At 65.4% G+C, this 13,500-nt stretch carries 18 protein-coding genes; 4 read left to right on the top strand and 14 right to left on the bottom strand.

Annotated elements, in window-relative coordinates:
• Positions 1–80 precede the first annotated feature (80 nt).
• The 10 genes from map to LDL21_RS24140 all read right to left on the bottom strand — a co-directional run bounded on the left by map (position 81) and on the right by LDL21_RS24140 (position 6,469).
• A complete protein-coding gene (gene map / locus LDL21_RS24185; protein ID WP_225281870.1) occupies positions 81–878 on the bottom strand; it encodes a type I methionyl aminopeptidase in 798 nt (265 codons plus the stop codon).
• Positions 878–1,423, bottom strand: a complete 546-nt coding sequence (locus LDL21_RS24180; protein WP_067491064.1) for an adenylate kinase — start codon at positions 1,421–1,423, stop codon at positions 878–880. Before LDL21_RS24180 ends, map begins: the two co-directional genes overlap by 1 nt.
• Positions 1,420–2,742: a preprotein translocase subunit SecY gene (gene secY, locus LDL21_RS24175; RefSeq protein ID WP_067491066.1), complete on the bottom strand. Its 1,323-nt coding sequence runs from the start codon at positions 2,740–2,742 to the stop codon at positions 1,420–1,422. The genes LDL21_RS24180 and secY overlap by 4 nt, the downstream gene beginning before the upstream one ends.
• Positions 2,743–2,908: 166 nt before the next feature.
• Positions 2,909–3,352 (bottom strand): 50S ribosomal protein L15, encoded by a 444-nt coding sequence (gene rplO / locus LDL21_RS24170; protein ID WP_067491068.1) that lies wholly within the window; start codon positions 3,350–3,352, stop codon positions 2,909–2,911.
• A 1-nt stretch (position 3,353) separates the two neighbouring features.
• Complete coding sequence (gene rpmD, locus LDL21_RS24165; RefSeq protein WP_067491217.1) at positions 3,354–3,533, bottom strand: 50S ribosomal protein L30; 180 nt, start codon at positions 3,531–3,533, stop codon at positions 3,354–3,356.
• Position 3,534: 1 nt separating this feature from the next.
• Complete coding sequence (gene rpsE / locus LDL21_RS24160; protein ID WP_067491070.1) at positions 3,535–4,188, bottom strand: 30S ribosomal protein S5; 654 nt, start codon at positions 4,186–4,188, stop codon at positions 3,535–3,537.
• A gap of 31 nt (positions 4,189–4,219) precedes the next feature.
• The gene (rplR, locus tag LDL21_RS24155) at positions 4,220–4,627 is read right to left on the bottom strand and encodes a 50S ribosomal protein L18 (protein ID WP_067491072.1); all 408 of its coding nucleotides are present in this window, start codon (positions 4,625–4,627) and stop codon (positions 4,220–4,222) included.
• 2 nt (positions 4,628–4,629) lie between these two features.
• Positions 4,630–5,169 carry a 50S ribosomal protein L6 gene (rplF, locus tag LDL21_RS24150; RefSeq protein WP_067491075.1) on the bottom strand — a complete coding sequence of 180 codons (540 nt, stop codon included), beginning with the start codon at positions 5,167–5,169 and terminating at the stop codon, positions 4,630–4,632.
• A gap of 15 nt (positions 5,170–5,184) precedes the next feature.
• Entirely contained in the window at positions 5,185–5,583 is a 399-nt protein-coding gene (gene rpsH, locus LDL21_RS24145; protein ID WP_067491077.1) for a 30S ribosomal protein S8, read from the bottom strand.
• Positions 5,584–5,824: 241 nt separating this feature from the next.
• Positions 5,825–6,469 carry a YoaK family protein gene (locus LDL21_RS24140; RefSeq protein ID WP_308017166.1) on the bottom strand — a complete coding sequence of 215 codons (645 nt, stop codon included), beginning with the start codon at positions 6,467–6,469 and terminating at the stop codon, positions 5,825–5,827.
• Between the two features lie 390 nt (positions 6,470–6,859).
• Between LDL21_RS24140 and LDL21_RS24135 the strand changes: the two genes are divergently transcribed.
• Entirely contained in the window at positions 6,860–8,431 is a 1,572-nt protein-coding gene (locus LDL21_RS24135; RefSeq protein WP_225281869.1) for an alpha/beta hydrolase, read from the top strand.
• 20 nt (positions 8,432–8,451) lie between these two features.
• Positions 8,452–9,105 carry a Uma2 family endonuclease gene (locus LDL21_RS24130; RefSeq protein ID WP_225281868.1) on the top strand — a complete coding sequence of 218 codons (654 nt, stop codon included), beginning with the start codon at positions 8,452–8,454 and terminating at the stop codon, positions 9,103–9,105.
• A 96-nt stretch (positions 9,106–9,201) separates the two neighbouring features.
• On the opposite strand, the gene LDL21_RS24125 is transcribed toward LDL21_RS24130, so the two are convergent.
• From LDL21_RS24125 to rplN, 4 genes are read right to left on the bottom strand one after another with little or no spacing between them, the layout of a single operon-like run.
• A complete protein-coding gene (locus LDL21_RS24125; protein ID WP_040731429.1) occupies positions 9,202–9,387 on the bottom strand; it encodes a type Z 30S ribosomal protein S14 in 186 nt (61 codons plus the stop codon).
• 4 nt (positions 9,388–9,391) lie between these two features.
• Positions 9,392–9,955, bottom strand: coding sequence for a 50S ribosomal protein L5 (gene rplE, locus LDL21_RS24120; RefSeq protein ID WP_067491083.1), 564 nt, complete (start codon positions 9,953–9,955; stop codon positions 9,392–9,394).
• Between the two features lies 1 nt (position 9,956).
• Complete coding sequence (gene rplX, locus LDL21_RS24115; protein ID WP_067491085.1) at positions 9,957–10,274, bottom strand: 50S ribosomal protein L24; 318 nt, start codon at positions 10,272–10,274, stop codon at positions 9,957–9,959.
• A 1-nt stretch (position 10,275) separates the two neighbouring features.
• Positions 10,276–10,644, bottom strand: a complete 369-nt coding sequence (gene rplN, locus LDL21_RS24110) for a 50S ribosomal protein L14 (RefSeq protein ID WP_019045060.1) — start codon at positions 10,642–10,644, stop codon at positions 10,276–10,278.
• 301 nt (positions 10,645–10,945) lie between these two features.
• Between rplN and LDL21_RS24105 the strand changes: the two genes are divergently transcribed.
• Complete coding sequence (locus LDL21_RS24105) at positions 10,946–11,365, top strand: hypothetical protein (RefSeq protein ID WP_225281867.1); 420 nt, start codon at positions 10,946–10,948, stop codon at positions 11,363–11,365.
• A gap of 97 nt (positions 11,366–11,462) precedes the next feature.
• Positions 11,463–13,499, top strand: coding sequence for a M13 family metallopeptidase (locus tag LDL21_RS24100; RefSeq protein ID WP_225281866.1), 2,037 nt, complete (start codon positions 11,463–11,465; stop codon positions 13,497–13,499).
• The last annotated feature ends 1 nt before the right edge of the window (position 13,500 follow it).

Genomic DNA, 13,500 nt, shown 5'->3' with positions numbered 1-13,500 from the left:
CAGAGATACAGGATCCCCCCGGCACGGAGCCGGATTCGAAACATTACTTCACCGAAAAGTCGCGAAAGACTTTCCCGAAGTCACTCCGGGCGCAGGGTGAGGATGCGTGGGCCGTCCTCGGTGACGGCGACGCTGTGTTCCCAGTGAGCGGCGCGGGAACCGTCGGTGGTGACCACGGTCCAGTCGTCGTCGAGGGTTTTGGTTTCGGTGGTGCCGAGGGTGAGCATCGGCTCGATGGCCAGGACCGATCCGACGACCAGGCGCGGGCCCTTGCCCGGGGCGCCCTCGTTCGGGAGGAAGGGGTCCATGTGCATCTCGCGGCCGATGGCGTGGCCACCGTAGCCGTCGACGATGCCGTATTTGCGGCCGTGCACCTCTTCGGCGGCACGGGTGCCGAGCTCGATCGCGTGCGACACATCGGTGAGCCGGTTGCCGGGCACCATCGCGCCGATACCCGCCTCCATCGACCACTTGGTCGCCTCGCTGAGCAGACGATCGGCTTCGATGATGTTGCCGACGCCGAAGGTCCAGGCGGAATCACCGTGCCAGCCGTCGAGAATGGCGCCGCAGTCGATCGACACCAGATCGCCCTCGGTGAGGATCTCACTCGCCGAGGGGATCCCGTGCACCACACGGTCGTTGACCGAAGAACAGATCGAGCCGGGGAAACCGTGGTAACCCTTGAACGACGGAACCGCGCCCGCCTCCCGGATCACCTGCTCGGCGACCTCGTCGAGCTCGAGCGTCGACACCCCGGGCTTGGCGGCATCGCGCACGGCGACCAGCGCCCGCCCGACGATCGCGCCCGCCGCCGCCATGGCGTCGAGCTCGCCCGCCGTGCGGAACGGCACGACCTTCTTCTTCCGACCGAATGCCATTACTGGCCGAGAGCCTTCAGCGCTCGCGCGTTGACGTCGTCGACCTCGCCGAGACCGTCGACGGTCACGACCAGACCGTCGTAGTACTCGAGCAGCGGCTCGGTCTCCTCGCGGTAGACCCGCAGCCGGTTGCGGATGACGTCCTCGGTGTCGTCGGCGCGGCCACGGGCGAGCATGCGCTCGACCACGGTGTCCTCGGCGACCACGAAGCACAGCACGGCGTCGAGCGCGGTGCCGTGATGCTCGAGGATCTTCTTCAGCGCGTCGGCCTGGTCGACCGTGCGCGGGTAACCGTCGAGGACGAAACCGTTCGCGGCGTCCGGTTCGGCGACGCGGGCTTCGACCATGCGGTTGGTGACGTCGCTGGGGACCAGGTCACCGGCGTCCATGTACTTCTGCGCCTCGCGACCGAGGGCGGTCTGCTGGCTGATGTTCGCGCGGAAGAGGTCTCCGGTGGAGATGTGCGGAACGCCCAGCTTTTCCGACAGCAGGACGGCCTGAGTACCTTTGCCGGCACCAGGCGGACCGAGCAGAACAACTCTCACTTGAGGAACCCTTCGTAATTTCGATTCATCAGCTGGCTCTCGATCTGCTTGACCGTGTCGAGACCCACGCTGACCATGATGAGCACCGCGGCACCGCCGAAGGACATGTTCGCCGACTGGCCCGTGCTGCCGCTGCCGAGGGCGATACTCGGCAGGACGGTGACCGCGCCGAGGTAGATCGAGCCGGGCAGGGTGATGCGGCTCAGAACATAATTGAGGTAGTCGGCGGTCGGCTTACCGGGGCGGTAGCCCGGAATGAAGCCACCGAACTTCTTCATCTCGTCCGCGCGTTCCTCCGGGTTGAAGGTGATCGCGACGTAGAAGTAGGTGAAGAACACGATCAAACCGAAGTAGACGGCGATGTAGACCGGGTTGGTCGGATCGACCAGATACTTCTGGATGATCTCCTGCCACCAGCTCGGGTCCGTCGCGGTGCTCGACGAGGTGAGCTGCGAAATCAGGTTGGGCAGGTAGAGCAGTGAGGACGCGAAGATCACCGGGATAACACCGGCCTGGTTGACCTTCAGCGGCAGATAGGTCGAGGAGCCGCCGTACATCTTGCGGCCGACGACCCGCTTGGCGTACTGCACCGGGATCCGGCGCTGACCCTGTTCGACGAAGACCACCGCGACGATGATCAGCAGCACACCGACACACACGAGGCTGAAGATCATGGCGCCACGGGTATCGAGGATGGCCTTGCCGTCGAGCGGGATACGCGCGGCGATACCGGCGAAGATCAGCAGCGACATGCCGTTACCGACACCGCGCTCGGTGATCTGCTCGCCGAACCACATCACCAGGGCCGCACCGGCGGTCATCACCAGCACGATGACGATCATGCCGAAGATGCCGGTGTCCTCGAGGATGTCTTCCTGGCAGCCCTGCAGCAGCTGACCGCGAGCGGCGAGCGCGACGAGACCCGTGGCCTGCAGGATCGCCAGGGCGATCGAGAGGTAGCGGGTGTACTGCGTCATCTTGGTCTGGCCTGCTTGGCCTTCCTTGCGCAACTCCTCGAAGCGCGGGATGACCACGGTCAGCAGCTGGATGATGATGCTCGCGGTGATGTACGGCATGATGCCGATCGCGAACACCGAAAGCTGCAGTAGCGCACCACCGGAGAACAGATTGATGAGCTGGTAGATACCGGCGGATTCGCCACCGGAAACCAGCTTCACGCATTCCTGGACGTTCTGATAGTTGACGCCGGGGGACGGCAGCGCGGCACCCAACCGGTACAGCACGATCAACCCCAGCGTGAAGAGAATCTTCCGCCGTAAGTCCGGAGTCCGGAAGGCCGATACGAAGGCGGAAAGCACAGATCCTCCTGGCGAACGACATGGTCATGCCATGCGACTGAACCAACACGGCGTCGTGGTGGAGACGTCAGCCGATGACGAGCTTGGCAGACAACACTTGTTGAGACTCTACAGTGACACCGGACGAGTACTCGACTCGTCCGGTGTCGCTGTGACTACAGTACCGTCAGGCCAGTTCGGTGACGGTGCCACCGGCGGCGGTGATCTTCTCCTTGGCGGAGCCGGTCACCTTGTCGGCGGTCACCTGCACGGCGACGGAGATGTCGCCGTCACCGAGGACCTTCACCAGCTCGTTCTTGCGAACGGCGCCGGCCGCGACGAGCTCGGCCTTACCGACCGTGCCGCCTTCGGGGAACAGCTCCGCGATGCGGCCCACGTTCACAACCTGGTACTCCACGCGGAAGCGGTTGGTGAAGCCCTTCAGCTTCGGCAGGCGCATGTGCAGCGGCATCTGGCCACCCTCGAACGCCGCGGGGACGTTCTTGCGGGCCTTGGTGCCCTTGGTACCACGACCGGCGGTCTTGCCCTTGGAACCCTCACCGCGACCCACACGGGTCTTCTCGGTCTTGGAACCCGGCGCAGGACGCAGGTGGTGCAATTTGATGGTCATGTCAGACCTCCTCAACTGTTACGAGGTGGCGCACGACATTGATCAGACCGCGGTTCTGAGCGTTGTCCTCACGAACCACCGACTGGCGGATCTTCCGCAGGCCGAGGGTACGCAGGCTCGCGCGCTGGTTCGCCTTGGCACCGATCGTGCTCTTGATCTGGGTCACCTTGAGATCTGCCATGTCAGGCTCCCTGTCCCGCACGCGCACGCAGCATGCCCGCCGGAGCGACGTCCTCGATCGGCAGACCGCGACGCGCGGCAACCTCTTCGGGACGCTGGAGCATCTTGAGCGCGGCAACCGTCGCGTGAACGACGTTGATCGCATTGTCGCTACCGAGCGACTTGGCCAGAATGTCGTGAATGCCAGCGCATTCGAGCACGGCACGCGCCGCACCACCGGCGATCACACCGGTACCGGGCGAAGCCGGACGCAGCATGACCACACCGGCCGCCGCCTCACCCTGAACCGGGTGGGTGATGGTCGAGCCGATCATCGGGACGCGGAAGAAGCTCTTGCGAGCCTCCTCGACACCCTTCTGGATGGCCGCGGGAACTTCCTTGGCCTTGCCGTAGCCGACGCCGACCAGACCGTTGCCGTCACCGACGATCACGAGGGCGGTGAAGCTGAAGCGACGACCACCCTTCACGACCTTGGAGACGCGGTTGATCGCGACTACGCGCTCGAGCTGGTTCTTCTCGGCCGCGTTGTCCCGACGGTCGCCGCCACCGCGACGATCGCCGCCACCGCGACGGTTGCCCTCGGGGCCACCGCTGGGGTTGTTGTTGTTCTGTCCGGCGGGTCCGTTGCCGCCGTCACGCCGCTGACGTCCCGGCATCAGACGTTCCTTCCGTTCGAAAATTCAGTCATCAGAACTTCAGCCCACCTTCACGAGCGGCATCGGCCAGCGCCGCGATGCGGCCGTGGTAGTCGTGACCACCACGGTCGAACACGACCGACTCGATACCGGCAGCCTTGGCGCGCTCGGCGATCAGCTGACCGACCTTGGCGCCCTTGGCGGACTTGTCGCCCTCCAGCGCACGCACATCGGCCTCGATCGAGGACGCGGCGGCGATGGTCTTGCCGACCGAATCGTCGACGAGCTGAGCGTGCAGGTGCCGCGAGGAACGGTTGACGACCAAGCGGGGACGCTCGGTGGTGCCGACGACCTTCTTACGCAGACGGAAGTGACGGCGGGTCTTCGACAGACGACGCTTCGTCGATGCGTCCTTGCCGAGCGGAATCCGCTTGGCCTTCTGGTTAGCAGTTTGCGCCATGATCACTTACCCGTCTTTCCGACCTTGCGGCGAACGACCTCGCCGGCGTAGCGGATGCCCTTGCCCTTGTACGGGTCGGGCTTACGCAGTCCGTGGATCACAGCGGAGATCTGGCCGACCTTCTGCTTGTCGATCCCGGAAACCGAGAACTTGGTGGGCGATTCCACCGCGAAGGTGATGCCTTCCGGGGCCTCGATCGGCACCGGGTGGCTGTAGCCGAGGGCGAACTCGAGGTTCGAACCCTTGGCCTGAACGCGGTAACCGACGCCGAAGATTTCCATCTTCTTCTCGTAGCCCTTGGTGACACCCTCGATCATGTTGGCGATCAGGGTGCGGCTCAGGCCGTGCAGCGAACGGTTGGCGCGCTCGTCGTTGGGACGGGCGACCACGAGCTGGTTGGCTTCGTCTTTGCTGACGGTGATCGGCTCGGCAACGGTGTGCGACAGGGTGCCCTTGGGACCCTTCACCGTGACGACCTGACCGTCGATGCTGACGTCGACACCGGCCGGGATTGCGATGGGGTTTTTACCAATACGCGACATTAGTCCAGACCTCCCTTACCAGACGTAGGCGAGGACTTCGCCCCCGACGCCCTGCTTGGCCGCTTGCCGGTCGGTGAGCAGGCCGGTCGACGTGGAGATGATCGCCACGCCGAGGCCGCCGAGGACCTTGGGCAGGTTGGTGGACTTCGCGTACACACGCAGACCCGGCTTCGAGACGCGACGCAGGCCCTGCAGGCTGCGCTCACGGCTCGGGCCGTACTTCAGATCGACGACGAGGGCCTTGCCCACCGGCGCGTCTTCGGTGCGGTAATCGGCGATGTAACCCTCGCGCTTCAGGATCTCGGCGATGTTCGCCTTGAGCTTGGAGTGCGGAGCCTTCACCTGATCGTGGTACGCCGAGTTGGCGTTGCGCAGACGCGTCAAGAAGTCTGCGATCGGATCAGTCATGGTCATGGTTAGACCTCGACACCTTTCTCGCTGCGGTTCCCATGCAGCATCTCCCCGCTTTCGCGAGGCGACCGTGGGCCTACAACAATTCGGCTGGTCCGGGCGGCACTTACCGACCGGATGAGTACTCTTCACGAGCGCTCGGCGCCCGGCACGATCCGCCCACGTCGAGCGTGGAGCGGACACAGATCTGCCCAGGCAACCGCTCTAGTGTAGGCAACGCCGTGGTCAGGACAAAATCCGGGGTTCAGGACGCGGGCTGGTTCGCGCGGGAGGTGGCCAGAATCGCCGAAGCCGAGACCCCGGTGGCCACGATCAGCATCATCTCGCCGCCGACCAGCATGCTCATCACGCCGCCCAGCAGCGCGCCCGTCGCGAAGGCCGCGTACTGCAGGCCGTACCCGAGCCAATCCCGCACGCTGCCGCCGCTGACGTGACTCTCGATGCCCTGGCCAAGTTTCACAACCGTTCCGGTGACATAGCTGAGCGGGACGCTGACCTCACCGCTCTTGACAAAGGCGGTGTTGAGCGCGCCGACCGCGAACGCGACGAACATGATCGGGACGAAACCCAGTTCCTGCCCGCCGGTTCGGCTGACCACGTAGTCGACCACCACCGCGGCGGCCAGCGCGACCGTGGTCACCACCGAGGCGCCGTAGTGGCCGTTGCGCCACAGCCGCCGTCGCAGCAGTGAGGCCACGAAGACGCCGAGACCGAAGGCGAACAGCAGCGATATCGCGCCGATGGCCAGCAGATAGTCGCCGTCGAACCAGCCGAGGAGCGCGCGTTCGGTATTTCCGGTCATGAATGTCACGAAGTATCCGGCGGAATGTGTATAGGCTGCCGCGCCGATAAATCCCGCCAATATCGAAAGAAACGCCACCATTGTCATCGCACCTGCCGGGATACCCCGCAGCGGCTGACGGTTGTCCAGGTCACGTGCACTTTTTACTGTGGTCGCAGTCACAATCCCACATCCTTCGCATCGAATCGAATCGGGGATCGACTTTGACCCTTCCCGCTGTCGTGACAACCCCGACGGTAGCGACAAGTGGAATTGCGGGCCATTGCTCGGATCACATTCTCGGAGAAGACACAGGATTATCAGGTTCCGGTAATACACAGGTAACCCGGTAATTCCCGATGAATTCTGTGTGACTTTTGTGAATCGACCGCACTACACGATGTGGTATCGAAACAGGTTCGGCGACAACCGATTTCCCCAGGTGAGGGGTGTGGTAGCTTCACGGAGTTCGTCGGATCTGCGCAGGAGGCTCGGCAGGTGTTTTCGCGCTCGGTGCGCCGTGGAACTCGCCGAGGCGGCTTCTACGCGCTGGCTGTTCTGCTCGGTGTCGGCACATTCGCGTTCCCCTCCCCCGCTCGCGCCGCCGATGCCTATGTCGACCGGCTCGCCGAATCCGCGGCCACTCCCGAGTTGAGCTGGTCGGACTGCGACGACGGTTTCCAGTGCGCGTTGGCGCGCGTACCCATGGATTACAACGAGCCGGCGGGTGCGCAGCTCGAACTGGCCACCATCCGGCTTCCCGCGAGCGATCCGAGCAAGCGCCTCGGCACTTTGTTCGTGAACTTCGGTGGTCCGGGGCCCTCGGGCGTCGACCGGTTACGGGAACGGGCACGCTGGCCGTGGCTGTTCTCCGAGGAGCTTCGCGCGCGCTTCGACCTGGTGTCGTGGGACCCGCGCGGGGTCTCACGCAGTGCGGGCGTGCGCTGCTTCGCCACTGCCGAGGAACAGGCCGAATACTTCGGCACCTTCCCCGGGACGCCCACCGACGCGAGTCAGGAAGCGGAATTCTTCGCGCGTTCGGCCGATCTCGCCGCCCGCTGCGGTCAGGCGGCAGGCCCGATCCTGAGTCACGCCTCCACCGCCAACACCGCCCGTGACCTGGACCTGCTGCGTCGCGCGGTCGGCGACAACGCGCTGACGTATCACGGCATCTCCTACGGCACACAGGTCGGCGCGGTCTACGCGAACATGTTTCCGCGCCGGGTGCGCGCGATGGTGTTCGACGGTTCACTCGACTTCGAGGGCAATGCCGACGGGCACGGCGCGGAGGGCACCCACCTTCCCCTCGACACCAGGCAGGGTGTCGCGGTCGGCATCGCCGAGACCTTCGACGCGTTCCTGCGCGAATGCTCGGCGGCGGGCCCGCGCTGCGCGTTCTCGGCCGGCGATCCGAAGCTGAAGTGGCTCGCGCTGGCCGAACGGGCCCGCCACGCCCCCATCCTGCTCGACGGAACACCATGGACGTTCTCCCAGGTGGTGACCGCCGCGGGCAGCCTGTCGCGCCCCGACACCTACGCCGATCTGGCGAACTTGCTGCAGCAGCTGTTCGACGCTGCGACCAGCGCCCCCGCCCTCGTGCCCGACTCGCTGTTCGACCCCGCCTACCCCGCCAACCGAGCCGAGGCGTTCTACGCCATCCAGTGCGCCGACAGCATGGTCCCGACCGAACCCGCGGCCTACAGTCGCGTCGCCGCCGTCGAAGACCTACACAACCCCTACTTCGGCCGCACCGCCGTCTTCAACGCCATGCCCTGCGCCTTCTGGCCCGCCCGCGACGCCGACCGCTACACCGGCCCATGGAACCGGCAGACCGCCGCCCCCATCCTGGTCATGAACAGCCGTTACGACCCGGCGACCCCCTTGCACGGCGCCTACGCCGGCGCTGCCCAACTGTCCACCGCACGAGTCCTGGTGATCGAAGGCGCCGGCCACAGCAGCATGTACGTCCCCAGCACCTGCGCCGAACAAGCCAAACGCGACTACCTGTTCACCGGCCAACTACCACCCGAGGAAATGCGCTGCGGCGTCGACCACTCCCCCTTCCCCTGACCCGTACCTATCATTGCGCCATGACGAACGCGCACGACCGGCGCCCGAAGCTGCCCGAATATATGACGTGGGAGGAACTCGAGCAGCAGCCCGAGGAAATCGCCTCGCGCATCGAACTGTGGGACGGTCGTGTGGTCTGGACGCGACGTGGACCAGGCGAGCATCAGGAAGCGAGCAACCTGTTGTGGAGCGCTCTTCGGCGCGACGCCAAGTGCGCGATGGACAGCAGACCCGACGAGTGCTGGCAGGTTCGCACCGAGACCAACGTCTTCTTCGGCCGGGAGGGCAAATCCGACTTCGTGACACCGGATTTCATGGTCCACCGATGCCTGGACGAGCCTTACGCCCACGTCCGCGCGGACGACGCGCTGCTGGTCGGCGAGGTCCTCTCCCCATCGAACACTGCCGCCGAAATGGAAGCCAAGAAGGCCAAATACGCGGCCGCGGGCATCCCCTGGTACTGGGAAGTCACCCTGCATCCGCGGCGCAGTGAAATCGCCTACGTGCAGGCGTCCGGCCTGGAATCCGGTACCGGGCCCTTGCCTGCGGGCGTATCACCGCTGCACAAGGCCAACTACATCTTGGTCGGCGCATGGTCGCCGGGCGATTCCACCGAGATCACCATCGGCTTCCCGTTCCCGATCACCATTCCGTGGCGGGATCTGGTGCTCTGAGCAGCGCCCGAAACGCGCGAAGGCACGGACTTCGGTGGAAGTCCGTGCCTTCGTTCGGTATTCGCCTTGGTGGCTGCGCTCACGAGGAGCGCGGGGTCACCAGGAGCTCTTGTGCACGCCCGGGAGCTCACCGCGGTGGGCCATTTCGCGCAGGCACACGCGGCACAGGCCGAACTTGCGGTAGACCGCGTGGGGGCGGCCGCAACGCTGGCAGCGGGTGTAGGCGCGGACGGCGAACTTCGGCTTGGCCTCCGCCTTGATGCGCAGTGCTTTCTTAGCCATGTGCTCAGTTCTCCTTGAACGGGAAGCCGAGGTGCTTCAGCAGCGCGCGGCCTTCTTCGTTGTTGGTCGCCGTGGTCACCACGGTGATGTCCATACCGCGCGGGCGGTCGATGGAGTCCACGTCGATCTCGTGGAACATCGACTGCTCGCTCAGGCCGAACGTGTAGTTGCCGTTGCCGTCGAACTGCTTCGGCGACAGGCCGCGGAAGTCGCGGATACGGGGCAGCGCGATGGAGACCAGGCGGTCCAGGAACTCCCACATGCGGTCGCCACGAAGGGTGACCTTGGCGCCGATCGGCATGCCCTCACGGAGCTTGAACTGCGCGATCGACTTGGTGGCCTTGCGGATCTCCGGCTTCTGGCCGGTGATCAGCTCGAGGTCCTTGACGGCACCGTTGATCAGCTTCGCGTCACGGGCGGCGTCGCCGACACCCATGTTGACGACGACCTTGACCACGCCGGGGATCTGCATCACGTTGGCGTACTCGAACTCGCTGTTCAGCGCGTCCTTGATCTCGGCGCGGTAGCGCGCCTTCAGCCGGGGCTGAGTCTGCTCAGAGGTGGTCATGTCAGATGTCCTTCCCGTTCTTACGGGAGATCCGAACCCGCTTGCCGGTGGTTTCGTCGGTGCGGTAGCCGACGCGAGTCGGGTTTCCGTCGGAGTCGACGACCATCACGTTGGAAACCTGGATGGGGGCTTCCTGGGTCACGATGCCACCCGAGGAGGCGCCACGCTGGTTGGCGGAATCCGCGACGTGCTTCTTGATGCGGTTCACGCCTTCGACGAGAACCTTGCCGGTCGCCGGGTAGGCCTGGATGACCTTGCCCTTGGCGCCCTTGTCCTTGCCCGAGATGACGAGCACGGTGTCACCCTTGTGCACCTTCATGTCAGAGCACCTCCGGGGCCAGCGAAACGATCTTCATGAAACGCTTGTCGCGCAGCTCACGGCCGACGGGGCCGAAGATGCGGGTGCCGCGCGGATCGTTGTCCGCCTTGATCAGCACAGCGGCGTTCTCGTCGAACTTGATGTAGGAACCGTCCGGACGGCGGCGCTCCTTGACGGTGCGCACGACGACAGCCTTGACGACGTCGCCCTTCTTGACGTTCGCGCCGGGGATGGCGTCCTTGACGGTGGCGACGATGATGTCACCGATACCGGCATAGCGACGCGACGAGCCACCGAGCACGCGGATGCAAAGGATTTCCTTCGCCCCGGTGTTGTCGGCGACGCGCAGTCGCGACTCCTGCTGAATCACTTCAGCACCTCCTGGACCTGGATGTATACGTACGCCGGATTGCCGACCCGACGCACATGGTCAGTTACCCACCAGACGCGCGCCTGCCAGCGGTTTTGTCCACCACTGGGGGTTCACGGCCGGATTGCGAGGGCAGAGCTCCCGCAGGCAACCGGTCTAGTGTAGGCGAACCCGCAGGTCGACCCAAATCGGGGGTCGTCGGCCAATTTGAAGCGAATATGTTTCAAACTGCCGTGCGCGTGTGTGCCCCGTTGTTACGGTCCCCCTGCTCGTCGCGGGGACGAGCCGACGAGGAGCCACCATGAAACTCACCCTTGCCTCCACAGCCTTCGCCGCCGTCCTCACGGTGCTCGCGCCGCAGGCCGCCGCCGGGCCCGTCATCGACATGCTCACCGACACCCTCACGGTCGGCTGCACCTCCAAGATCGACGTCGTCGGCCTCGACGACTACGTCGGCGCCCAGGTCGACTTCGTGGCCAACGGCAAGTTCTTCGCCAGCGACACCGTCGACCTCGAGGTCACCGTCGGTGGTGTCACGGTCGCCAAGGCCACCGCGTTCTACCACGTGGAATCCGAGGTCGAAGTGCAGTTGACGGCGTTGCTGCACGCCACCGGCATGCCGCTGGTCTCCAAGCGCGTACCGACGGTCATGCGAATCATCAACGCGGGCAGCGGTTTGGCCTGTGACCTGGTGACCGGCAGCGCGGGCAGCTCTTCCTGATCGCCGCAGCCCCCGAGACGGCAGCCGCGCCGGTAGCCTGTGCGAGCTGGATCGCAACGAGCATGGGTGCGGTTGCCGCATCGGGGAAGGAAGTCCTGTGACACAGTCCGGCCGTCCGTCGGTTGTCGACCGCCGCGCATTCCTGGCCGCCCTGGGGTTGGTGCCGGTGGCCGTCGCCCTGGCATCGTGCTCGTCCGATGCGCCCGCGGCGCAGTTGAACGGTGTGGATCTGAGCGGGGGCGATCCGGCGATTCGCCCGCAGGACGACCTGTACCGCCACGTCAACGGCGCCTGGCTGCGCGACTACCAGCTGCCGCCGGACAAGGCCTCGGTCGGCGCGATCACCGACGCCAACGACCGGACCCTCGATCAGCTGCGCGCGATCATCGAATCCATCTCCGATCCCGAGCCGGGTTCGGAGGCGCAGCAGATCAAGGATCTCTACGACGCGCGCCTGGATCTCGACGAGATCGAGCGCCTCGGCATCACGCCGCTTGCCGGGTTGTTCGCCGCGATCGACAAAGCCCCGGGCAAGCCGGAGCTGGCCAAGGAGATGGCGATCGCACCGATCGCCGGCCTGATCGGGATGGGCATCGGCATCGACCGGAAGAACTCCAAGGCTTACATCCCCAGCGTCGGCCAGTCGGGCCTGATGCTCGGCGAGCAGTACTACCGCAAGCCGGAGTTCGCCGAGCAGCTGGCGGGCTACCAGGTGTACCTGGAGAAACTGGCGCAGGGCATCGGCCTGCCCGACCCGGCCGGGGTGGCCCAGCGCGTGCTCGACCTGGAGAAGCGCATCGCGGCGGCGCACTGGGACAGTGTGCGGCTGCGCGACACCGACGCCACTTACAACCTGATGAGCTGGGACGAGCTCACCAAGCTGGGACCGCAGTTCGACTGGGACCCCTGGCTTTCGGGCATGACCGACCGACCCAAGTCGCTGTTCGACAAGATGGTCGTCGGGCAGCCGTCATTCGTCACCGCGGCCGCGCAGCTGTGGAGCGAGGTCGACATCGCTCTGTGGCGCGACTACCTCAAACTGCACGTCGCCGACACCTACGCGCGGTTCCTGCCCAAGGCGATCGCCGACGCGCGCTTCGAATTCGTGGGACGGGTGATGGCCGGGCTGGAGGAGAAGCCGGAGATGTGGCGCTCCGCGGTGGGCGTGGTCGACGACAATTTGGGCGAGCCGCTCGGAAAGCTGTACGTGGACAAGCACTTTCCGCCCTCGGCGAAGGAACGCGCCAAGGAGATGGTCGCCGATGTCACCGCCGCGTGGCGCGACAACTTCACCAACTCCACCTGGATGTCGCAGGCCACCCGGCAGGCCTCGATCGCCAAGCTGGACAAGATCGTCGCCCAGATCGGCTACCCCGACAAGTGGGTCGACTACTCCTCGGTGCAGATCAAGCGCGGCAAGCTGATCGAATCCCTGCTCGCGATCAACGCTTTCGAGTCCAAGCGCGCCTTCGCCCGCCTCGGCACCGAGGTCGACCGCTCGGAGTGGGGCATGTCGCCACAGACGGTGAACGCCTACTACAGCGCGACCACCAACCAGATCGTGTTCCCCGCCGCCTATCTGCAGCCGCCGTTCTTCGACAAGGACGCCACCGACGCGGTGAACTACGGCGCCGTCGGCTCGACGATCAGCCACGAGATCGGTCACGGTTTCGACGATCAAGGTTCCAAGTACGACGGTGACGGCAACCGACGCGACTGGTGGCAGCCGGAGGACCGCGCGGCGTTCGACGCCAAGACCCAGCAGATCATCGCGCAGTACGACGTGCTCGTCCCCGAGGGCGCCCCGGAGGGTCAGCACGTGAACGGCGCGCTGACCGTCGGCGAGAACCTGGCCGACCTGCGCGGCCTGCAGATCGCGTTGGAGGCGTACAAGAAGGTGGCGCAGCGGTCCGGCGAGACGCCCGATTTCCGCTCGGTGTTCCTGTCGTGGGCGCGGCAGTGGCGCGACAAGCAGACCGTCGAGGCGACTCTGCAGGGTCTGCAGGACACGCACTCCCCCAACGAATTCCGCTGCAACCAGGTGGTACGCAATATCAACGAGTTCTACACGACCTTCGATGTGAAGGAAGGCGACAAGCTGTTCATGCCCGCCGACCAGCGCGTCGCCCTGTAGA

The organism is Nocardia rosealba (assembly GCF_020216065.1).
In the GTDB taxonomy this organism is placed as follows: Bacteria; Actinomycetota; Actinomycetes; order Mycobacteriales; family Mycobacteriaceae; genus Nocardia; species Nocardia rosealba.
This window is presented reverse-complemented; position numbering and strand designations above follow the sequence as displayed.

Bases quoted from the DNA above. Each gene is read 5' to 3' on its own strand.
- LDL21_RS24105 (WP_225281867.1), top strand. From the start codon at position 10,946: ATGAAACTCACCCTTGCCTCCACAGCCTTCGCCGCCGTCCTCACGGTG.
- LDL21_RS24130 (WP_225281868.1), top strand. From the start codon at position 8,452: ATGACGAACGCGCACGACCGGCGCCCGAAGCTGCCCGAATATATGACG.
- map (WP_225281870.1), bottom strand. From the start codon at position 878: ATGGCATTCGGTCGGAAGAAGAAGGTCGTGCCGTTCCGCACGGCGGGC.
- rplO (WP_067491068.1), bottom strand. From the start codon at position 3,352: ATGACCATCAAATTGCACCACCTGCGTCCTGCGCCGGGTTCCAAGACC.
- rpmD (WP_067491217.1), bottom strand. From the start codon at position 3,533: ATGGCAGATCTCAAGGTGACCCAGATCAAGAGCACGATCGGTGCCAAG.
- LDL21_RS24140 (WP_308017166.1), bottom strand. From the start codon at position 6,469: ATGACAATGGTGGCGTTTCTTTCGATATTGGCGGGATTTATCGGCGCG.
- rplR (WP_067491072.1), bottom strand. From the start codon at position 4,627: ATGGCGCAAACTGCTAACCAGAAGGCCAAGCGGATTCCGCTCGGCAAG.
- rpsH (WP_067491077.1), bottom strand. From the start codon at position 5,583: ATGACCATGACTGATCCGATCGCAGACTTCTTGACGCGTCTGCGCAAC.
- rplE (WP_067491083.1), bottom strand. From the start codon at position 9,955: ATGACCACCTCTGAGCAGACTCAGCCCCGGCTGAAGGCGCGCTACCGC.
- rpsE (WP_067491070.1), bottom strand. From the start codon at position 4,188: ATGCCGGGACGTCAGCGGCGTGACGGCGGCAACGGACCCGCCGGACAG.
- rplX (WP_067491085.1), bottom strand. From the start codon at position 10,274: ATGAAGGTGCACAAGGGTGACACCGTGCTCGTCATCTCGGGCAAGGAC.
- rplF (WP_067491075.1), bottom strand. From the start codon at position 5,169: ATGTCGCGTATTGGTAAAAACCCCATCGCAATCCCGGCCGGTGTCGAC.
- LDL21_RS24125 (WP_040731429.1), bottom strand. From the start codon at position 9,387: ATGGCTAAGAAAGCACTGCGCATCAAGGCGGAGGCCAAGCCGAAGTTC.